This window comes from Candidatus Nitrosopumilus salarius BD31 (genome assembly GCF_000242875.2).
Classification (GTDB): domain Archaea; phylum Thermoproteota; class Nitrososphaeria; order Nitrososphaerales; family Nitrosopumilaceae; genus Nitrosopumilus; species Nitrosopumilus salarius.
This window is the reverse complement of the sequence record NZ_AEXL02000023.1, coordinates 41,034-62,608: the sequence shown is the minus strand read 5'-3', so window position 1 is coordinate 62,608 and position 21,575 is coordinate 41,034. Positions and strand designations below refer to the sequence as shown.

Sequence of the window (21,575 nt, the reverse complement as noted above, 5' to 3'; positions counted from 1 at the left end):
CAGATCAGAAAATATGAAATCAGCACATCATCGGTGTTTTTAAATTGGGAAAATTAAGTTGCAGAATATGGTTAAATCGGCAAATAAGGAATCTTATGATAAAATTTTTAGAAAATTAAAGGAGCATCATAAATGGTTTGAAAATTCAATTCCATTAATCGCAAGTGAAAATATTCCAAGTCCGGCTGTCAGAGAGGCAATAATTTCTGATTTTGGTAATAGATATGCTGAAGGGTGGCCTGGAGAGCGTGTTTATGCTGGTTGTGTGTACATTGATGATGTTGAATTTGAATGCATGAAACTAGCTAAAAAATTATTTAAAGCAAAATTTGCCGATGTAAGACCAATTTCGGGTGTTGTTGCAAATTTGGCAGTATATTCTGCTTTTACAAATCCAGGTGATATAATGTTGGCACCTTCAATCCCTGCAGGTGGACATATTTCTCATGGGAAAAAAGAGCATTCCGGAACTGCAGGTTTGGTTCATGGGTTAGAGATTGAATTCTATCCATTTGATGCAGAAGAGATGACAATTGATATTGATAAAACAAAACAGAAAGTAAAAGATCTTAAAAAAGAAAACAGAATTCCAAAGATGGCAATGTTTGGTGGTTCATTATTTTTATTTCCACATCCAGTTAAAGAATTGTCAGATTTTCTAAAAAGTTATGATATGCATATCAATTATGATGCAGCTCATGTTGCAGGATTAATCGCAGGTGGAAAATTCCAAGATCCTTTACGAGAAGGAGCAGATACAATGACTATGAGCACTCATAAAACTCTGTTTGGACCTCAAGGAGGTTTAGTGTTAGGTTCTGAAAAACATGAAGAGGTAATCAAAAAAGCAACATTTCCTGGTCTTACTAGTAGTCATCATATCCATCATATGGCTGGAAAAGCTGTGACATTTGCTGAGGCTTTAGAATTTGGAAAAGATTATGCAGTTGAGGTTATAAAAAATGCCAAGGCATTTGCAGAAGCTCTTAGTAATGCAGGATTCAAAGTATTAGGAGAAAGTAGAGGATTTACTGAATCACATCAGATTGCAGTGAATGTTTTAGATTATTCTGATGGTGGTAAAGTAGAAGCTAATTTAGAAAAAGCCAACATCATAGTAAACAGACAGCTTATTCCGGGAGATATCAAAGCTGGACGAAATTATTTCCATCCAGGTGGAATTAGACTAGGAGTTTCTGAAATCACACGACTTGGAATGAAAAAGAACGAGATGGAAGAGATTGCATCATTCATAAAACAAGTTGTTATTGAGAAAAAGGATCCAAAGAAGATACTTTCTAAAGTGAAATCTTTCAGAAAGAACTTTCAGAAAGTGAAATTCTGTTTTGATAATAAATTAGGTGCTTACGAATACGTCAAACTCAGATAAATTTAGTCATAATCAGTAAGAAGTGATTGATCTCCTTTACTCTTACCAAATACTAATTCAATTTCATCGGACAAAGCATGAATTCTTCCTTTTTGATATTCACCGACATCGTATTTCTCTACAAGTCTTTTTGCAAGTTTGAGATATTTTTCAACAGATCCTCGTGTAATTGTAGGAATTAATTTGTGGCCACAAAGACAAGTTTGGATAAGAGGCATTCGACGAAATGATTTTCCACACCCGGTACATCGGAAATTCTGTCTAGCATATGCTCTGAGATTTCCCATTATGTCTGGAACAAGATGGGTAGAGATAACATTTGAAACAATCTCCGAAGTGTCTACTGCATTGATTAATTCAGCATTTTTGACTTGCATATCAAATTTGTCAAGCATTGAACCAAGAGTGGAATATGCACTACGTGATTTTGATGTGGTTAATGATGAAGTGGAGTGAGTAAAAAAGTAGTCATAGAATTGCCTTTCAGTTTCAAGTCGTGTTTTAATAATTTCAACAGATGAAATATCTGATGCTTTAATCTGAGTAAGAGTAGACTCAAAGAATTCCAATGGGAGTGATTTAGTAACTTCGAGATTATGAGCTTGTGGTTGAGATTCATGTGGTAATACGAGAGGTTGTACAAGTAATGGTGCATCCATCAATCCACCAATTCTATCTGAGAGGAATTGTCTTGAGAAATTTAGAAGACTATCCATCAGAAGCATGATTGAATCAGCATCACCATCAGCATCTCTTCTTTTTGCAGAATGCCAATTCGGTGTTGCAAAACAAACATGTGTTTCTGTATATCCAATTATTCGTCCAACTATTCCAACAGAAGTATGTGGTGCCAGACCAATTATTAGGTGTCCAATTAGATCTTTAGAATTTTGAACATTATAAAATGGAGAATGGCCATAAAATTTCTGTAAAAGAACATCAATGTATTTGCAAGTAGAGACTAGATAATTACCACTTTCATATGGAATTATCACATCTTGCATTCTAATCTCAATAATTTGATCCGTGTGTTCGAGTGGTTTTCCGTCAATATCATGAAAATATCCAAGTTCTTTTAATTTTTCAATTGAAGTTCCTATCCATGATGGTTTGAAATGAGTTATTGGTGAATTTGTTGCATCAAATCTAACAGTTCCATCTTTGAAGGTAGTTAATCCAAAGTTTTGTCGTGTCAATCCTTTTTCAAGAGGTTCGGCAATTCTATCTTGATTGATCAATTCCTTTACTCCTTTGAATGGTTCTTTTGCACGAAGCCCCATTTTTTCTTGAGCTAAAAGTAATCTTGTTTTTAGTGGAAATTCTTTGTGTGAGTGGGTTGGTGCTTTACGTTTACATTTTTGGCAAAAAGGCTCAGTTAATTCATCTCTACAATTTGTACATCTGTAAGTAATTGTTGTTTTTGTACCACAAATTGAGCATTTGATTCCAATAGATGGTTGGTTACATTGATTACATTGCCTATTGAAAATATCAGCAAAAAAGTGTTCATTTCTAGATGCTTTAAGAAGATCTCTAGTTGGTCCTCCTTTATCACTAATTGGAAACAACACATGTGTTGGAGGTTTCATTTGCCTAGCAGCAGCCTTTTCCGGTCTTCCTATTCTAACCCCAACTGAAGTTGAGAACTTATTGTTAATTTGAATACCAGATGCTTGGGTTAGAATTTTTGGAACTGATAAATCACTTATTGTTGGTTTTTGTCTAAATAACAAATTAAAGAAAATTTTTGCTTCTTGGTTTTCAAGAATTATAACATCATTTTCAACTTTATGAGGAGTACCCAAGTTCTCAAGAATTTTTTTGATTTCTATTGGGTATTCTATTGATGTTGTAGTGACTTTATTTGGTTCCAAAAGTTTAACAAGTTCATCTGATGAAATACAATCCCAATAATACAAGTAATGTGGGTGTAGTGGAATTTTAAAATCAAGTGAGATTTTTAATGCTTCATCAAGTGTAGGTAATCTAGCTAGAAATTGGTTTAGAAATTGATCATTTGGTTCATATTTTTGGATTTTTTGTTTTAGTTCTTCAATCCAAAATTCTTCAACATATGCGGAAGGTACGAGTTGAGCATTATTTTCAAGGAAATCTCCAAATGAAATTAGTATGTCGCCTAGATGAAGTATTTTTTCAATTTCATTTTTAATTTCTAATCCATGTTTTACATCTCTAATTTTTACGACATTGCCGTTTTTCAGACGGACAGTTGGAGTGTCTATTGAGTCTACAAAGGCAATAGTGGCCCCCTTTCCTGGAATATCTATTTTGATTTGTGTACCTACGGCTACAGTATGATCAAGGATTTCAGCAATTACAGGATGAATACCAACTGCTGCAAAGCCAGTATTACAGGCTCGTCCATATCTTAATCGAAATCCACCTAATTTGTTAGGCATTGATAATACGGATCTGCCCGTGATTACTTCACGCATTCTTTTAGCTGCTGCGTCCTCTTGATTTTCACCTGTTTGAACTGCACCTTTAAGATCATTAAGCCATTCCCATCCATCTAGATTATACAATTCAATTCTTTTGAGAAGTTTTTTGGAACGTCCAATAAGTCCGTCATTTAAAACACGTAAAGCGCCTCCCCTAACTCTATCGGTCTTGATACGAGTCATACCCTTATGATTTACAACTTCATAAGGATCAGTATCTACACCATCTAATTCTACTGGAAGATTTGATATTACATGTTCAATATCTTCATCTAAAATATGGAATTGAAAACTACTTGCCTCTCTTTCATAGATTCTTAATTCTTCAACGAATCTACCTGTTTCATCATCAAAGGAGTTTGCCTGAAATTTGCCTAAACCAGCTATTTTTCTCACATGATCTGCAATTAGCATTGTTACAGCAGATTCTGTACCTCCTGCGGAACGCATAGGTCCTGCAATTGAAACTGAAAGATATTCTGTACCGTCTTTATTTTTCTTTATTTTGACTTTGTCAATTCCTTGTAAGGGTGCAATTGTAACACCTTCAGTTACAATTGCTAGCCCAACACGAACTGCAAGATCTAATTTCTCTTCTAAAGATGCATCTGGAAGAGAATATTTTCCCATCGCAATTTCTTTTGAAAGGATTAATGCAGAGAGTTCTTTTCCATTAATTTTAAGAATCTCTCTTAATGGTTCAGCAATATCAATTTCGTGCATTTTAGCAACTCGATCTGCTAAATCAAATGCAATTTTTGGCTCTATAATTCCTGAAGAATCTACAAGACTTGATTTTGCTTTTGCAGCATGCTCAAAAATTGAGTAGGTATCAGTTGAGAGATTTGAGTAATATTCAAGATAATATTCAGGCATCTTAATACCACTAATACGAGAAATTGCATCGTTTTCAGACATGGTATGTATTCTATTACTTGCTTCTTTGAATTGCTTTTGATATTTCCTCGAGTTTTTTGATGCTGCCTCCCTTTTCAAGGAATGTTCCAATAACTAAGGCATCAGCTCCTGCCTTAACCAAACTTTGAGCAGTTTTGACATCTCTGATCCCTCCACCTACAATCAAAAAACCATTAAATGCGTGCCTAACAGTCTTTACCATTTCAGGCGTAACATTGGTTTTTGCCCCAGACCCTGCTTCTAAATACACAAATCTCATACCAAGAAATTGAGCTGCAAGGGCGTATGCAGCTGCAATTTTTGGTTTTTCAAATGGAATTCCTCTTGCTGAACCAATAAACCAAGCAGATGTACCATCTCCTATTACCAAATAAGCAGTTGGAAGTGGTTCTAAACCAAATTTTAGAACACTAGGAGCACCTAAAGCCTGTGCTTGGGTGATAAAATAAGGATTCTCTGAATTCATTAGAGAGCTGAATAATATCGCATCGGCATCAGGTACGACACCGGTAATGTTACCAGGAAATAGAATTATTGGAATTTTAATTCCTTTTTTAATACCTTTAACGACTTGAGCCATTTCAATTTGATCAGTAGCAGAAGAACCTCCAACTAAGATAGCAGAAGCTCCAATTTTTTCAACATCTTTAGCTAGTTTACTTGATGCCTCTAAATTTGACACCTCTGAATCAATTAATACAAATAGTAATGCATTTTTCTTTTTTAATTCTGATTTTAAGAATGTCTCAACTTCATTTCCAGCCATAAATGAGATTTGTATATGGCTCTTTAAAGTTTAATTGGAATACCGATATACAGATTTGTATAGCTATGGACGATATTGAAGTATCTAAATTTAACAATATTATTAGTAAAATTATCAAAAAATCACTGTTTACAGAGCGACAAATTGAAATTATTTTAAATCAGAAAGATCTTCTAGAATCTAAATTTTCCATAACGAAAGGTGCCTATTACAGGCAAGTTGGGCAATCTAGAGAGAAATTAATTGGATTGTATTACTCAATCATACTTTTACGTGGTCTAGGCATACTTTTACCTGATGATATAGATGTGATATCCAAACTTTCAGAACAAATTAGTGTGATAAATGAGAGTGATATATTCCCAGAAAGAGAGGATGAGGTCATCAGTGTGATTGACAGGCTCGTTCGTCAGGCATGTAATATGTGATTTGTGTGATTACAGTACAAGTCATTAAGTTGAATTAGTTGTGATAATGTTTGTGATTGGATGTGTGAGTTTGTCAATCCAAAGTGTGAAATAATGTTGTTCAATCACAATAAATCACGATTTAGGCATAAAAGTTGTGATGTTAGTAGAAATTCCTGAACCTGAAGTGATTTTAGGTGTGATTTTGGCATTTTCAATTGGATTAGTAGGATTGTATGCATACTACAAAATACGTCCATTTGTAAAATCTAGAACTGAAATCTATGATTCATCACAAGTTGAACGTTTAGAGTACTATGAAAGGCAGTTAATCGATATGAAAATACGCCTGGATGCATTAGAAATACAAGGAATAGAGGAGAAATCGGAGGATCCTAATCTAGAACTAAAACAATTCCTAGAAAGATTAGCAAAGAATGAGGTTCAAGAAAAAAAGAGTGAAATTAGTATCAAACATGAAGTTATTCCTGAAAAGGAGACTTATGTGCCTAATATTCCCAATACAAATCACACAAACCCGATAGATCATGTGTTGCATCTAATCACAAACAAATCTATGACATCACGTGATATACAAATCACATTAAAGCGGAGTAGAGAACATACTTCAAGATTAATGAAGAAGTTGTTTGAAGAAGGATATGTACAAAGAAATACTGAAACTAAACCATATACTTATTCAATTACTGAAAAGGGAATAGCAAAAGTAGAACAAATTGAATCTAGTCCATCAGCTGCATAATTGAATTTTCAAAGTTATTTTTGTAATGTTTGATGTATATTTTATGGAAATAAGGCTAATTTTATATTATTTTATTAATTATATAATTTAATAAATTATATATATTATTAATTTATAGTAATAATATGTCAGTACAAGAGAATGAAGTTTTGGTAAAAATAACTTCTGCCGGCACAATTTCAATCCCAAAACAGTTTAGAAAATTCATGGATATTCAAAAAGGTGAATATGTTAAAATGATTCTTGGAAAAGATCGATTAATAGTTAGAAAAGTTATGATTTCTTGAATGATTAATGTTGTTTTTGGCCAATCTTAATTGTTTGATAAGTCCATTCACGACCTGTTCTAGTCCTATCCACCCTACCTTTTGAAGAAAATCTAGACAAATAAGTGGATATTATACTAAGTTTTACAGGCTCATTAAACTCATCCTCATATTTTTCTAGAATATTAGTGGATGTGAATTTGCCCATTGGGAAGAATTTATCTACAATATACCAAATTTTAGAGCCGATTGAGTCCATATTTGTTGTTTCAGGCATCTCTTCTTCAATATTCATCAAATCCATCATTTCAAATATTTTAAGGACTTTTTCTCTAGTCACATTACCTTCTAATTTAATATCATAACGAGCGCCATCTGCATCTTCCATATCTATTCGAATACGTTTTTTTGCCATCTTTGAGATCTACAAAGCCAGATGTTAACAGTTCAATGGATCCGATCATGTTTGTTAACAAATTAGTTTGTTAACATTGACTGCGTAATCCATGCCTAGCCTGTTTTTTGTTATTAACAACCAAATTTCAATTAATTACCAAAATCAAGATATTACCATGCCTGGAGTGGAAATATTGGGGTAGAGATGAGGATATTCACATTGTTAACAACCATCTTAACGCCTGGAATGGAAATAAAGGGGTTAAAATGGGTTTTTTGGGGGATTTCTTAACATTTCATTAACAAAAATGTTAATTTGGTTTTTTCAAACAACCCACACACCATTATTTCCACTCTATCTTTTTTTAAATTATTTTTTTTAGAAAAACTAAAACTAACTAAAAATAATTAATTACAAACTAAACTACAATTACTATTCTATTCTATACTCTCTTAATTCAGATATGAGTATGATAATGTTGGTAAGAAATGAAGGTGTGTGAGTATGTCTGACCCTATTGATAGAATGCTTGATGCAGCTGAATCTGGAAAGTCAATTATTAAGAATCGAGAAAGTCTTCATTATTCATACAAACCACCGATTATTTTACATAGAGAATCTGAATTAGAACAAGTCACACAATCATTATTACCAATTCTAAAACAATCAAGACCATCCAATCTTCTTGTTTATGGAAAACCCGGAACTGGTAAAACCTTAGTTGTAAGAAGAGTTATTGACAAAATCCAAGAAAGGGTAGAAAAATCAGATTTTCCAATAAAATTGATTTACACTAACTCTAAAGAAGAGACAACATTATACGGATTATTAGTTAGTCTAGGCAGACAATTAGGTTTAGGAGAAGAGGAATTACCAAACACTGGCCTTGCAATTAGCGAAGTCTTCAAAAGGCTATTAACTAAAATAAGAAACGGAAAACTTAATGCAATTTTTGTAATTGATGAAATCGATTATCTTGCCCAATTAGTGGCAAAAACAGGCAAGGATATTCTCTACCAACTTACTAGGGCAAACGAGCGACTTGAAGAAGGAGGTTCTTTAACCTTAGTTGGAATCTCAAATGATCTTACATTCAAAGAAAAATTAGATCCTAGAGTAATTAGCAGCCTAGGGGAAGAGGAGGTTGTATTCACAAATTATGATGTTGAACAAATCAAAAAAATTCTTCAAGAAAGAATCAACGAATCATTTATTGAAAACTCTGTAAATGAACCTGCTCTAAATCTCATTGCGGCTCTTGCAGGTGGAGAACATGGTGATGCTCGTAGAGCCATTGATTTACTTCGTGTAGCAGGCGAACTTGCTGAGCGACAACAATCTGACAAAGTCACTGTTGAACATGTTAGAGAAGCCTCCCAAAAAATTGAAGAAAATAAAGAAGAAAAATCTCTCAAATCATTCCCACTTCATGAAAAACTAGTACTTATCGCAATAATGAAGGCAAATGGCTCTTCTACTGGTGAGATTTACTCTTCATACAAAAACCTCTGTAAGATTGTCGGGAAAGATGAACTAACTCAAAGAAGAATCACACAAATGCTAAGTGAAATTGAATTATCTGGATTAATCTCTGGAAGACTAATTCACCAAGGAATTCATGGTAGAACTAAAAAATACAAACTTACAATATCATCAGAAATGATAAAAAAATCATTCAAAGATGAACTAACTTTGCAAGATATTATCTAAATTTGAACTGTAATTCTCATGAAAAACTTGGAAAGTTTTCAAATTCACCATTATGGCTATTCCTGGATTTGGAGTCATTCCAACACTAGCTTGAAAAGGAGTCTGTTTCTGCCATGAACCTGAATTAATCAATAGTATTCCTTTGTACATGTCTAATTCTGCTCTATGAACATGCCCAACATGAAAAATATCTGGAATATCCTCAATTACCAAAAGATCCTCCATTTCAGGCGCTATGGGTGTTTGACTACCATAAATTGGACTAAGATGCCTTGCTCTAAGGAGATGTTTCATGACATTAGTTGGTTTGTCATAACTTAATCCAGGCGTAGTCTTTACAATATCGTCAATACTTTGTCCATGAAACATCATTACTCTAACACCATTCAATGAGACTACAGCAGGATTTCCGACCATTATCACGTTTTCTCTATCCCACAAACCTGAGTTGTATTTTTTGGGTATGGCAGGCTGTGGTAATGCCCTTCTTCCAGGATCGTGATTTCCAGGCATTATGATGATCTTTACATTTTTAGGGATTTTGTCAATCAAATCTTCAACCTTTTTTAGTTGCTCTTGAATGGTTAGACAGACCAATTCTTTATTCTGGTTTGGATAAATTCCAACACCATCAACTACATCTCCACCGATTAAAACAAAACGAATTTTTCTTGCAGTTGGATCAGGACTAGATATCCATGAAACAAACTCTGCAAATTCCTCCTCCATAAAGTATTTGCTTCCTATGTGCAAATCAGAAAGAAAAACCGCATATGCTTCAGTCTCTGACTTATTTTTGGCCTGCTCTGGGATATCTGGCAATATCAAATCCTTGATTATATATCCTGAATTATTTGCTAAACCCACCCGTGCCATAACAAATTGGTCAATTAGAAGAGTTCCTGCAGTCTTTTGCAATTCATTATCAAAAACAATTCCTTCAAATGAGCCTGAAGGGTCCTCAAGAACTAATTTTGTGATGTTTCTTTCAGTGTTTCTAACTGAGACTAGACCACAGACATAGATATCATCATCAGTTTTTGTAGTTTTAACAGAAGCTGCAGATTTTAACATCCTTGATTCTGGCCTATCTGAAATAATTCGTTTAAGTTTGTTAAAACGACTAGAAAACAAAGCATTGTAACCTTTAACCCCCTCACCAGATGTTATTTTATTGGTTGGTTCAGATATTACTTTGACTTCGTTTTGAAGTGTTAGGTCCTCTTTGATTCCAAGATAGGTCTCCAAATCATCTTGATTAATTTGAAATAATTTCTGTTTTGTCTTTTCCCTTACTATTTCCTTAATTATCTTCTCTAATTTTTTTACATCAACATTTTCTAAAATTTTAAAAGCGTCTGGATGAATTTGGAATCCTTTGTTTAATGCATAGTTTAATGCAAAGGAAAGTTCCTTTTTCATACAAAAAAATACAATTTGGTTTAATTAAATCTGCGCCTACACTAACCCTCAAATATCATGTTCCGAAAATATAATTGTGAATAGAGTAAGGATAATTACATTTTTCATCTTTCTAGGCATTTTTGTGGCTGCTTATCAAATTGGCTCAATGTCATCTGTTAGTGAGAATGAAGCCAATATCTTCATGTCTGAGTTTGAAGAACTTGTATTAGATATTGATGCCATTGGAATCTTTGCTCACAATACGGCTATTGCCTTACCCATGTTTATCCCTGGATTTGGAGTCGCATGGGGAATTTTCTCTGCTTGGTCTACAGGGTTTGCCTTTGCTTCAATAGCTGTTATTGCTCCACAACTTGAAGACATTCCACCACTTTCAATTCTTTTCTTATCTCCCTTTGGATTAATGGAACTTGTTGCATATTCATTTGGAATATCTAGAAGTTTTATTTTGATAAGAGCAGTTAGTAAAAAGATCAGTTTGGTACCGTTAATCAAACCAACATTAATTGAAATTGGAATTGTTGTGGGTCTTCTCTTAGCTGGAGGCTATCTTGAATTTTACATGATAGAATTGGCTCAAGAAGAAGGTCTACTGATACCTGGTTTGTAATTACCAGATTTACCCGTGAATTTGCCTATTCAGTCTAAAATAATTTAGTAGTAAATTATAAACCAAATTTAAAGAGACATTAATCATGAAGGCAAGTATTTCTCTACTAGCATTGCTTGTTATCTCATCAGGATATTTTGTAAATGAGGCATTTGCTGAAATTTCTGAGAATCAGGCATTTCTTTTAGAAGGTTCTGGATTTGCCATTAATGAAGATGTTATCAGAATATCTGAAATTGATCTTGGTTTATCTTCTCAGCAACAAACAGGAAGTACAATTAACTTTCTTGCAGAAGATGGTTTTGTTACACTAGATGATGATGAATTTATTATTTCAAAACTAAATGGAAAGTTTTTGCGTGAAGGTCGTTATATTAGAATAAATGGAAACATTGAAAGTTCAAGTGGATTTGATACATCAATTAGTTTTTTTGGAAGGTTAGTTGAAGAAAGTAAAGATGCGTCAGTTTATGGTTTTACAGGCCGAATAACAACTCCTGATAATACATACAAAATAATTTACACAACAAAATTATCAACATTAACTAAAATAATTCCCGTTTCTACAGAGTCAAAAAAATCCGATCTATTGACACTTCATATTCTTAGAGGTTCATCAACTCAAGGGATTGGCTCTTACATTGATGTTGGGTCAGCAAGAGAAAATGCAGCTGCAACTCAAAGTACTTCAGATCCACTAAGATTGAGATATTTCTCACAAGATAGAATTTCAGTTGTACCAGGAACTACAATTACTATTGTAAATGATGATGTTGTTTCACACAGTATTCTAAGCGGTACAGAAAACTATGGAGATCGTTATAATAGATACACAGAAGATGGCAGAATAACTTCAGGAGAAATTCTACCTGGAAAATCTGTTAGTATTACATTAAGTGATGCAGGATTCTATAGATTATATGATCCAGATTATGATTGGATGGGAATTGTCGCATATGTATTTCCAAACTCAAATAATCTGATTTTGGGCACAACTAATAATCAACAAGGAAATTAATTTTCCCACTGCCATCTGTAATTCATGTATGAATCTAAACTTGCTTGATTAAACACCATTACAGACAAATCAGAAAATTCTTTTCCTTCCAAATCATTTACAGTTCCTGTAAAACTAGTCTCATTTTCAGTTGTTATCGCTTCAAAAACATGAACTTTCATTTTTTTAGTATCAAAACCATGTTTTCGAAGATATGTTGCTATCTCAGATGGCATAAAATGTTTGTCTGGTTGTTTTGGCCATGGCCTTGGAACCAAAATAACACTAAACCCATCAATCAAAGCCTTTTGTAATTCTAATTTTTTATCCTCAATTGGAGTTGTAACATGCATTGTAATTACTTTGGATTTATCGAGAGGAATCTTTGCTCTTGAAGCTGCAACTTGAATTGAACTAATACCTGGCACAATCTCTACATCGCCAAAAATCTCTATCAATCTATCTACAACTTCTGATTCTGAAAAATTAACATCCCCAGTAAATGGAATGACTAATGTTCTGTCACCAAGTTGCGGAAGAATTTTTTGGTATGATTCTTCCTGATTATTCATTGTAATCTCATAGATCTCTTTTCCTTTGATCAAATCCTCAATAGTTTTCATGGTATACTTGTAACCAATTATAATATCACAATTCAATAGAATCTCTTTTACTATTTCTGTTACATATTTCGGAGAACCTGGTCCAACACCTACAGCAAAAACTTTTCCCAATTTTACTTCGTAAATTTTTGTCTGTCTTTAATATATTTCACAAAAGGCTCCCAATCCACTTTCATGTATTTTGTAGGCTCTTTTGCAGGATATTTTACCCAATCTTGGGCTATTGAATACTGATATTTTTCTTGTTTCCCATCTTTTTGATATTCTAATAATAATGAACTCCCCCAATCCTTTTCTTGATAACTAATGCTTGTAATATCATCAAATGATAATTCTATATTTCTATCATCTTCTAAATCATTCATTAGTTCGTCTTCATCATATCCGTCGTGATGAATCATTGTATTTTTTGACTTGATAAAATTAACCACTTGTCTCTGAGTAATAGCCTTCCACCAATTCATCTTGGCCTCTGTTTTATGTATGAACATCAAATGTTTGTCTGTGAGTAATAACATACCTTCTCTTCCTCCTATTGAAAAGAATTTTTTAGATTCCCTCCACACTGAAACTAAATGTGCCTGAATCTTTTCATCAGGTTCCATGTTGAATGATTTATTGGACTTTGTTAAAAACTAATACAATTAGCTTTTATGTAACTAATTTTGAGAAAAATTATTGAATAAAGTTTTTCTGGCATTAACAATTTCATTATTTTTAGTTAGTTTTGGAAATTATACATTTGCTCAAAGTGATGATAAATTAGTTGTCTTGGAAACAAATCTTGGAGTTATAGTAATAGAGTTTTTCCCAGATGATGCACCTAATCATGTTGCTAATTTTATTAAATTAACAGAATCTGGTTTCTATGATGGAACTATTTTTCATAGAATTATTCCCGGATTTATGATTCAGGGCGGTGATCCTAATACAATTAACGGTGATCCAAGTACCTGGGGAATTGGTGGTCCAGAGGAAAGAGTAAACGCTGAATTTAATACAATTAAACACAATCGTGGAATCGTTTCAATGGCAAGATCAGCTGATCCTAACAGCGGAGGTTCACAATTTTTCATTGTTCACAAAGATTCAAACTTTCTTGATGGACAATATACTGTGTTTGGTAGAATAGTCACTGAAGAAAGTTTTCAAACACTTGATAAAATTGCAGCAGTTGAGACAGGAGATAAAGACAATCCTATAGATCCTGAGCAAGTAAGAATCATAAAAGCTACTGTTGTTAATCGTTCTGAAGTTACAGATATTCTTGAATTACCAGATCCTGAACGTACACAATCTTCAGTATCTCCATCAACTGGTAATCAAAAATATGAAAGCGCTGATCACGAAATTGGATTTAGTGTTCCAGAAGGTTGGCTTTTACAACAACCCGACAAAACACAAGAAAATTCTCCTGATGTTGTTGCAGTTGGTCCAAAAACAGGAGAAATTAATCCAGTTATCTCTTTAACAGTACAAGAAACTAATCAAAGAACTTTTGATGAACTCATTTCTGAAAAGCTTGAAACAATAAAACCTGGCATAGAATCAGGAAATCTAGAAATAATTTCACAGGAAAAAACAACAGTAAAGGGAAATGATGCGTATGTAATTGATGCATCAGGACTATTTTCATCTAATGGCGAGCAATTCAATGTCAAATTTAAAGAAATTATGGTTTATGGTACTGAGAAATTTTACACACTTGCTTATAGTAATGGTATAGATGATTTTGATTCTCAACTACCAAGATTCACTGATACAGTTGATTCATTTGAAATTTTATCAAAAGACATTCCTAAAGATGAATCCGCAGAAGAAGGTGGTGGATGTCTAATCGCAACTGCTACGTTTGGATCTGAACTAGCCCCCCAAGTCCAACAATTACGAGAAATAAGAGATAACACACTACTACAAACAGACTCAGGAACTTCATTTATGAACACATTCAATAATTTCTATTATTCATTTAGTCCTATTATTGCAGATTATGAAAGAGAAAATCCTGTATTCAAAGAGGCAGTAAAGATTACAATTACTCCAATGTTATCCACTTTATCACTTCTAAATTATGTTGATATTGATTCTGAACAAGAAATGTTAGGTTATGGAATTAGTTTGATTTTGTTAAATGTAGGCATGTATTTCGCAGCACCTGCAATAATTATTTTTAAAATTAGAAAATAATTTTACCAAACATCATCTACTTCGTCAAGTAGTTTGTATTCTTTCTCAGTTTTATCTTTCATTAGTTTTAATCTTGAAATATCTCTATCAAAGAACAAGTCTATGGTCCAATCAAGAAATACACGCGTTCTTTTATCAAAGGTTGCAATTTTCGAAAGGTAAACATTTCTCCAAATTAACCAAGCCCAAAATCCTGAGATATTCATTCCCAAAAATGTAGCAATTCCAGATCTTTTTCCTATAATTGCCATTTGACCCTTGGAATGATAAACAAATTTTTCTTTCTCAGAATTTTTTATTAGTGCTGTCAAATTTTTAGCTGCAACTTTTGCTTGAGCTTCAGCAATTTGAGCAGTTGGAGGAAATGGTCTTTGAGTTTCAGGATCTAAAAACAATGCACAGTCGCCTATTGCAAAAACTCCTGGAAAATCTGGAACCTCAAGAAAATCATTAATGATTAATTTTCCCTTATCTGTCTTGAACATTGATCTCTTGATTGTATTAACAGGAGTAACACCTGCAGTCCAAATCAAAGTCTTTGTTCTGATTGAATCAACAAACGAATCATCAATAGGATCTTTTGGAGTTGGATCTATTGTTTTTGTAGTTACTTCATTTCCATCAAAACTAGTTACTGCAGTTTTTAATCTAATATCAATTCCTCTTTCAACCATCTTATCTTTTGCAAAGTCTGCTAATTTTTGATTAAATCCTGGCAAGATCATTCCTAATGCTTCTAGCACAATTACTCTAAGATCTTTTTTCTGAATAGTTGGATAATGTTTTCGTGCATCTAAAAGAAGATCCATTAATTCACCTGCAGTTTCAATTCCTGCAAAACCACCACCCACAACAACAAAATTCAAGAAACTTTTTCGAAGAATTGGGTCAGTCTCGTTTTCTGCCTGTTCAAGCATATCAATAACTCTGTTTCTTAGTACTACAGCGTCGTTGAGTGTTTTCATAGTGTAAGCATTTTTTTCTACATCTGACATTCCAAAAAAGTTAGTTTCACTTCCTAGTGCAACTACTAGAAAATCATAATGAATTGAGATACTTCTTTTATCTCCTGTACCCCACAGTGTTACTAGCTTTCCATAGGGATCAATGTTTTTTACTCTACCCTCATAAAATTTTGTTTTCTTACATATCGTTCTGATTGGTAGTACGATATGCCTAGTTTCAATCATTCCAGATGCAACTTGAGGTAGCATCGGTGTAAATAAGAGAAAATTATCTTCACTTACCATTAACAGCTCTATTTCGGGATTATCCTTAAACTGTGATTCTAACTGTCTGGCACATTCTACTCCTGCAAAACCACCACCCAAAATCACAATTTTCTTCTTTTTAGCCAATTATGCTCTTTCCATAAACTGGCTGAATATATGCTATAAGATAATCCTGCCTAAAATCATTAATTCTCTTAGGCTCTCATGATATCCGAATGTAAGATATCATATGCTCTTGATGAATCCCTCTCGTTTAAAATAATTATGATATTATCTTGACTGAAAAATGCATTTACTAATTCTATCCCATTGGCATGTAATACCTCAGCAACATATGATACTACATCTGATTTATTCTGAGAATTAGGAATTGAGATTCTAATCTTTGCAAGACCTGTGCTAAACACATCATCTCTATTTGAGAAATTACTGAAGATTTGTCTAATGTCTTCCATATCTTCTGTAAGAAATCTAAAGGAATCTGACATTCTAAAAAATTCGTAGTTGTTAGTTACCTTAGAGAATTTATCTAAAATTGAAGTAGGATCCATTTCGCTTGATTCCTGCACTGAAAATTTGATATCCATAATTCCATCAGTTAATGACAAACGAGCATTTTTCAAAACTGATTCTTCTTTTACTTCTTTATTTTCAAACGAATCTGAATACCGTTTTATTGCAACTACAACCGTATTGAGATTTACAGAATTGCCAAGTATTCTTTCAATCTCTGGCTGAATCTTTACTGCTAATGCAGTATAGTTAATCAGATCCATTTTCATACAATCATAAATTGAACGATTTCTGGTAATGATTTCCTTAACAACTTCAGGCACAGACATGCTTGAAATTCTCATCAAAATTATTATGCTATGTCAGTTATAATAGGATTATGTAAGAAATTACTATTATACTGATAATCTTTATATATTGTAATATACATTACATAAAGTAGATAAATATGACAACATTCTTTGATGATGAATTTGATAGAATCTTCAAAAGAATGTCAAACTCTTTTTTTAATATCGATGACATTTTTGAAGAATTCAAGGGAAATGGCCCTCAATCTGGTCCGTATTATTATGGTTATACAATGACCGTTGGTCCTGATGGAAAACCTGTAGTAAAAGAATATGGAAATGTTAAACCAAATATTCTTCCATCTTCTGATACAAGAGAACCAATTGTAGATACAATTGTTGATGAAAAAGAAAAGGTGGTAAAACTCATAGCTGAAATGCCAGGAGTTGAAAAAACAGATGTTAAAGTTGTTGTTGAAAATAATATTGTAGATCTTTCAGCAGCACATAACGATAAGAAATACCATGCTAAAGTTCCACTAAAAATTAAAGTTGATGAGAACTCTGCAAAGGCTTCTTACAAAAACGGCATTTTGGAAATTGTCTTCAAATTGACTGAGGAAGAAAAACCAAAAGGCAAAACGGTGGAGGTTGAATAACCCCTCAAATTTTTTGAGGCAATAATATGAGTGAAATTATTTTAAAAGTAGACGAAATTCCACAACAACATGTTGGACGAGGCAGAGCAATAATTGATCCTAAAGTAATTGAGGATCAAAAATGGAGCACCGGCCAAATTTTAGAATTAACATACAACAAAAAAACACATGTAAAACTATGGCCAAGTTCACCTGAAGAATATGGAACTGGAATTATCAAAATAGATGGAATAACAAGACAAAATATTGGTGCTGGAATAGGTGATAAAATTTCATTAAAATCAGTTGAAGCTGAAAATGCTGAACAAATTGTTTTATCTCCTACTGAAAAATTATCTATTGATGAAGACCAATTACATCAAGTGATGATTTACAACTATCTTAATCATGTATTTACAGTTCATGATTCTATAACACTTCCAACTCAAATGGGCGGAAAAATACAATTTATGGTAACAAGTACAAAACCATCTAAACCAGTTCTTGTAACTGAAGACACAATCTTCAAACTTGGATCAATGACAAAAGCAGTTGATTCATCTGTACCTAGAATAACTTATGATGAACTTGGAGGCTTGAAGCGTGAGGTTCTAAAGATCCGTGAGATGGTTGAATTACCCATGAGACATCCTGAATTATTTGAAAAAATCGGTGTGGAAGCACCAAAGGGTGTTTTACTATATGGTCCACCTGGAACTGGTAAAACTCTTCTGGCAAAAGCTGTAGCAGGAGAGACTAATGCCCACTTTATCTCACTTAGCGGTCCTGAAATTATGGGCAAACATTATGGAGAAAGTGAGGAACGAATCAGAGAAATCTTTACTCAAGCTGAGGAAAATGCACCTAGCATAATCTTCATTGATGAGATTGACTCAATCGCTCCAAAAAGAGATGAAGTATCAGGAGAACTAGAAAAAAGAATTGTTTCTCAACTGTTGACTTTAATGGATGGTATGAAATCCAGAGGCAAAGTTGTAGTAATTGCAGCTACTAACAGACCTGATTCAATTGATCCTGCACTAAGAAGACCAGGAAGATTTGATAGAGAAATTGAAATTGGAATTCCTGATGAAGAAGGAAGATTTGACATTCTTTCAATTCATACTCGTGGTATGCCAATTGATGAAAAAGTAGATCTAAAACAATACTCAAAACCAACTCATGGATTTGTTGGAGCAGATTTAGAAATATTAGCAAAAGAAGCTGCAATGAAGTCTCTACGTAGAAATGTTCTTGATGACAAAGACTTTTCCTATGATGACGATGAGATCTCATCAGAGATTCTTCAAAAGATCAAAATTACGGATGAGGACTTTAAAGATGCATTAAAAGAAGTTAGACCAAGTGCACTCAGAGAGGTTCAAGTTCAAACTCCAAATGTTAAATGGCAAGATGTTGGCGGTCTTGATGAACTAATAGAAGAACTAAGAGAAGCTGCTGAATGGCCAATCAAATACAAAGATGCATACGATTATGTTGATGTAGAAGCACCAAAAGGAATTCTATTACATGGTCCACCTGGAACTGGTAAAACTCTAATTGCAAAAGCACTTGCTGGAGAAACTGAATTCAATTTTATCAGCATTAAAGGTCCTGAACTACTATCAAAATGGGTAGGTGAATCAGAAAAAGGAGTTAGAGAAATTTTCAGAAAGGCTCGACAAGCCGCCCCATGTATCATCTTCTTAGATGAAGTTGACGCACTTGTTCCAAGAAGAGGAAGTGGTGATTCAGGCTCTCATGTCACAGAAAACGTAGTCTCTCAAATTTTAACTGAAATTGATGGACTTGAAGAATTACACAACGTATTGATTATTGGTGCAACAAACCGATTAGATATAGTTGATGAGGCACTTCTAAGACCCGGAAGATTTGATAGAATCATTGAAGTTCCTAATCCTGACGCTAAAGGACGAAAGAATATCTTTGAGATTCATACCAAAAAGAAGCCACTTGATAGTGATGTAAATGTTGCAAAACTAGTAGAGATAACAGATGGTTTTAGTGGTGCAGAAATTGCCGCAGTTGCAAACAGAGCTGCACTTGCTGCTCTGAAAAGACATGTTGGCAGTAAATCTGAAGATGTCAAAGAAATCAAGATTACACAACAAGATCTTCTTGATGCAATAGACAAGGTAAAGCCTCGAAAGAAAGAGGCATCTCCCACTCACTCCATAAAATAGTCTAAATACTAATGAACATGAGAGAAAATAATGAAACTCTACCTTGATTTTGACCCTTGCCAAGAATGCAATACAATGATGGCAGAATTGAGCAGTCCAGAAATGTTATTTGCTGATGAAAAGACTAGAGCAGATGAATCTGCAAAATTTCTCAGACATTTGACATATAATCACAACGAAGTAGTTCAGGCAATTATGGAAGACCTTCCAAAACAAAAAAGAGATCAAGAACCTGATTTCTACAAATAACTCTTTTTCATTATTTGAAATCAATAATCATATTCATATACAAAAAAATTCTAATATTTCTGTGAAGTCATTCAATGAAAATTAGTTTTATTTTTGGTTTGTTTGTAATACTTTTTTCTCTTAACTTCCTTCAAGTTACTTTAGCATATGAAACAGAACAAGAGCCAGAACCACCTAAAATTCCAGGACCTTCTCCAGAGCCAGAACCGATCAAAATGCCAGAGCCTGTACCTACTCCTAATCCATTTCCAGAAGAATCTGATTCAGAAAAAATTAGACAGTTAACAGAAGAGAATGATAGACTCAAACAACAAAATTCTAACTTACAAAATCAGATATCAAATCTCAAAAATGAAAAATTAAGATTGGAATCTGAAATATCAGATCTTGATAAAACTATTCAAAGTCTTAGAGAAATCACAATGGAGCAAATTCGAGTAATAATGGACTTGGTAAATAAATTAAAAGATGTGTTATTTGAAAAAATATTTTCTCCTACAATTATCTTGTAGGATTTTTTTGGGATAGTCTACTCAATTAGCTTTAATGTTTTCTTAATCAAATCTACTCTATTTCTGATTGTAACGTCACTTACTCCAGATTCCGCTGAAAACTTTTTTTGACTAATTTTTTCACCATTCATTATACATGATATGTATAATGATGCAGCAGCTTGTGCTACGGGATGTTTTCCAGCAGTGATCTGTTCCTTTTCACATCGTTTTAGTATCTCAAATGCGTCTCGTTTGGTCTTTTCTTTTAGATCCATGTTATTTGAGATTTTTGATATAAACGAGGAAGTATCATACTGATTAAGATTCAATCCAAGCTTTTTGATTATGGTTCTCAAATCTCGAGAAAGTATTCTTCTTTCAACATTTCCAGCATTTGCAATATCGTCTAATGTTCTTGGGATGTTATTTTCTCTACATGCTGCATACAAAGAAGCTGAGATCAATGAAGTCATTGTTCTTCCTCTAGTCAATTTTGCACTGACAACTTTTCTGTAAATATATGCAGCACTTTCTACAACATTATCAGGAACTCCTAATTTTGTTTTCATTCCATGGAGTAAAGTAAATGCCTTGCTTAATGCAGCAGTCTTTCTTGATTTGCTTCTTTGATCCCATGTTCTTAGTCTATTGAATTCATATTTTGTTTTGTTAGATAATGCATTTCCTGAAGAATCTTTGTTAGTACCAATTACAGTTGACAACCCTTTATCATACATTGTTAATGATGAAGCAGGACCTGTTCTTGATAGTTTCATAAAGTCTTCCTGAGAGTAACCGTTGTTTTCATATGATGCATCAGCCATATTTTGCAATAAGATAAGGCCGCATCCCCCACAAACAATTTCTCCTCTTTCAGAATCCGTTATTGCAGGATAGGTTTTGCAAGTATCGAGTTGACACTTTACATCATAATCATTTGAAAAATTTTCTACCACTACTAACAATTGTATGCGCTTTTAAAATAAAAACAAATCGCTTGAGGTAATTTTGTAATCAAAACCAAGCTTTACAAA

Annotated in this window: 21 protein-coding genes; 12 read left to right on the top strand and 9 right to left on the bottom strand. The window is 33.5% G+C overall.

Going from position 1 to position 21,575, the window contains the following annotated elements; all coding sequences use genetic code 11:
* Positions 1 to 67 precede the first annotated feature (67 nt).
* The gene (locus tag BD31_RS01205) at positions 68 to 1,390 is read left to right on the top strand and encodes a serine hydroxymethyltransferase (protein WP_008297091.1); all 1,323 of its coding nucleotides are present in this window, start codon (positions 68 to 70) and stop codon (positions 1,388 to 1,390) included.
* Between the two features lie 2 nt (positions 1,391 to 1,392).
* On the opposite strand, the gene BD31_RS01200 is transcribed toward BD31_RS01205, so the two are convergent.
* Together BD31_RS01200 and BD31_RS01195 are read right to left on the bottom strand one after the other, a co-directional pair.
* Positions 1,393 to 4,848 carry a DNA polymerase II large subunit gene (locus tag BD31_RS01200; protein WP_238536026.1) on the bottom strand — a complete coding sequence of 1,152 codons (3,456 nt, stop codon included), beginning with the start codon at positions 4,846 to 4,848 and terminating at the stop codon, positions 1,393 to 1,395.
* Entirely contained in the window at positions 4,784 to 5,536 is a 753-nt protein-coding gene (locus BD31_RS01195) for a phosphoglycerol geranylgeranyltransferase (protein WP_008297157.1), read from the bottom strand. The genes BD31_RS01200 and BD31_RS01195 overlap by 65 nt, the downstream gene beginning before the upstream one ends.
* A gap of 65 nt (positions 5,537 to 5,601) precedes the next feature.
* Here BD31_RS01195 and BD31_RS01190 point away from each other — a divergent pair, with 65 nt between their 5' ends.
* The 3 genes from BD31_RS01190 to BD31_RS01180 all read left to right on the top strand — a co-directional run bounded on the left by BD31_RS01190 (position 5,602) and on the right by BD31_RS01180 (position 6,993).
* The gene (locus BD31_RS01190) at positions 5,602 to 5,964 is read left to right on the top strand and encodes a hypothetical protein (RefSeq protein ID WP_008297154.1); all 363 of its coding nucleotides are present in this window, start codon (positions 5,602 to 5,604) and stop codon (positions 5,962 to 5,964) included.
* A gap of 139 nt (positions 5,965 to 6,103) precedes the next feature.
* Positions 6,104 to 6,706 (top strand): winged helix DNA-binding protein, encoded by a 603-nt coding sequence (locus tag BD31_RS01185; RefSeq protein WP_008297282.1) that lies wholly within the window; start codon positions 6,104 to 6,106, stop codon positions 6,704 to 6,706.
* A gap of 125 nt (positions 6,707 to 6,831) precedes the next feature.
* A complete protein-coding gene (locus tag BD31_RS01180) occupies positions 6,832 to 6,993 on the top strand; it encodes an AbrB/MazE/SpoVT family DNA-binding domain-containing protein (protein ID WP_008297290.1) in 162 nt (53 codons plus the stop codon).
* A gap of 4 nt (positions 6,994 to 6,997) precedes the next feature.
* Here BD31_RS01180 and BD31_RS01175 read toward each other — a convergent pair whose 3' ends face one another.
* A complete protein-coding gene (locus BD31_RS01175) occupies positions 6,998 to 7,387 on the bottom strand; it encodes a hypothetical protein (protein ID WP_008297177.1) in 390 nt (129 codons plus the stop codon).
* Positions 7,388 to 7,873: 486 nt separating this feature from the next.
* Between BD31_RS01175 and BD31_RS01170 the strand changes: the two genes are divergently transcribed.
* Positions 7,874 to 9,079 (top strand): Cdc6/Cdc18 family protein, encoded by a 1,206-nt coding sequence (locus BD31_RS01170; protein WP_008297126.1) that lies wholly within the window; start codon positions 7,874 to 7,876, stop codon positions 9,077 to 9,079.
* Here the strand turns inward: BD31_RS01170 and BD31_RS01165 are convergent.
* Positions 9,056 to 10,501, bottom strand: a complete 1,446-nt coding sequence (locus BD31_RS01165) for a DNA-directed DNA polymerase II small subunit (protein WP_008297158.1) — start codon at positions 10,499 to 10,501, stop codon at positions 9,056 to 9,058. The two genes, BD31_RS01170 and BD31_RS01165, sit on opposite strands and share 24 nt — an antisense overlap.
* A gap of 148 nt (positions 10,502 to 10,649) precedes the next feature.
* Here BD31_RS01165 and BD31_RS01160 point away from each other — a divergent pair, with 148 nt between their 5' ends.
* Both BD31_RS01160 and BD31_RS01155 read left to right on the top strand, forming a co-directional pair.
* Entirely contained in the window at positions 10,650 to 11,114 is a 465-nt protein-coding gene (locus BD31_RS01160; protein ID WP_008297120.1) for a stage II sporulation protein M, read from the top strand.
* Between the two features lie 85 nt (positions 11,115 to 11,199).
* Positions 11,200 to 12,132 (top strand): cupredoxin domain-containing protein, encoded by a 933-nt coding sequence (locus BD31_RS01155; protein WP_008297228.1) that lies wholly within the window; start codon positions 11,200 to 11,202, stop codon positions 12,130 to 12,132.
* On the opposite strand, the gene cbiE is transcribed toward BD31_RS01155, so the two are convergent.
* A complete protein-coding gene (gene cbiE / locus BD31_RS01150; RefSeq protein ID WP_008297164.1) occupies positions 12,129 to 12,845 on the bottom strand; it encodes a precorrin-6y C5,15-methyltransferase (decarboxylating) subunit CbiE in 717 nt (238 codons plus the stop codon). The two genes, BD31_RS01155 and cbiE, sit on opposite strands and share 4 nt — an antisense overlap.
* Before the next feature lie 2 nt (positions 12,846 to 12,847).
* Positions 12,848 to 13,339 carry a hypothetical protein gene (locus BD31_RS01145; RefSeq protein WP_008297143.1) on the bottom strand — a complete coding sequence of 164 codons (492 nt, stop codon included), beginning with the start codon at positions 13,337 to 13,339 and terminating at the stop codon, positions 12,848 to 12,850.
* Between the two features lie 73 nt (positions 13,340 to 13,412).
* Here BD31_RS01145 and BD31_RS01140 point away from each other — a divergent pair, with 73 nt between their 5' ends.
* Positions 13,413 to 14,921: a peptidylprolyl isomerase gene (locus BD31_RS01140; protein ID WP_008297128.1), complete on the top strand. Its 1,509-nt coding sequence runs from the start codon at positions 13,413 to 13,415 to the stop codon at positions 14,919 to 14,921.
* A 2-nt stretch (positions 14,922 to 14,923) separates the two neighbouring features.
* On the opposite strand, the gene BD31_RS01135 is transcribed toward BD31_RS01140, so the two are convergent.
* On the bottom strand, positions 14,924 to 16,279 hold the full coding sequence (locus tag BD31_RS01135; RefSeq protein ID WP_008297175.1) for an NAD(P)/FAD-dependent oxidoreductase: 1,356 nt from the start codon (positions 16,277 to 16,279) through the stop codon (positions 14,924 to 14,926).
* A 68-nt stretch (positions 16,280 to 16,347) separates the two neighbouring features.
* Positions 16,348 to 16,995: a hypothetical protein gene (locus BD31_RS01130; protein WP_008297147.1), complete on the bottom strand. Its 648-nt coding sequence runs from the start codon at positions 16,993 to 16,995 to the stop codon at positions 16,348 to 16,350.
* 119 nt (positions 16,996 to 17,114) lie between these two features.
* Here BD31_RS01130 and hsp20 point away from each other — a divergent pair, with 119 nt between their 5' ends.
* The 4 genes from hsp20 (at position 17,115) to BD31_RS01110 (ending at position 20,559) form a co-directional block, all read left to right on the top strand.
* The gene (gene hsp20, locus BD31_RS01125) at positions 17,115 to 17,615 is read left to right on the top strand and encodes an archaeal heat shock protein Hsp20 (RefSeq protein WP_008297202.1); all 501 of its coding nucleotides are present in this window, start codon (positions 17,115 to 17,117) and stop codon (positions 17,613 to 17,615) included.
* Positions 17,616 to 17,641: 26 nt separating this feature from the next.
* Positions 17,642 to 19,798 carry a CDC48 family AAA ATPase gene (locus tag BD31_RS01120; protein WP_008297191.1) on the top strand — a complete coding sequence of 719 codons (2,157 nt, stop codon included), beginning with the start codon at positions 17,642 to 17,644 and terminating at the stop codon, positions 19,796 to 19,798.
* 30 nt (positions 19,799 to 19,828) lie between these two features.
* On the top strand, positions 19,829 to 20,047 hold the full coding sequence (locus BD31_RS01115) for a hypothetical protein (protein WP_008297239.1): 219 nt from the start codon (positions 19,829 to 19,831) through the stop codon (positions 20,045 to 20,047).
* Positions 20,048 to 20,121: 74 nt separating this feature from the next.
* Positions 20,122 to 20,559, top strand: a complete 438-nt coding sequence (locus BD31_RS01110; RefSeq protein WP_008297253.1) for a hypothetical protein — start codon at positions 20,122 to 20,124, stop codon at positions 20,557 to 20,559.
* A gap of 17 nt (positions 20,560 to 20,576) precedes the next feature.
* On the opposite strand, the gene BD31_RS01105 is transcribed toward BD31_RS01110, so the two are convergent.
* Positions 20,577 to 21,497 (bottom strand): transcription initiation factor IIB, encoded by a 921-nt coding sequence (locus tag BD31_RS01105; RefSeq protein ID WP_008297060.1) that lies wholly within the window; start codon positions 21,495 to 21,497, stop codon positions 20,577 to 20,579.
* Positions 21,498 to 21,575 lie beyond the last annotated feature (78 nt).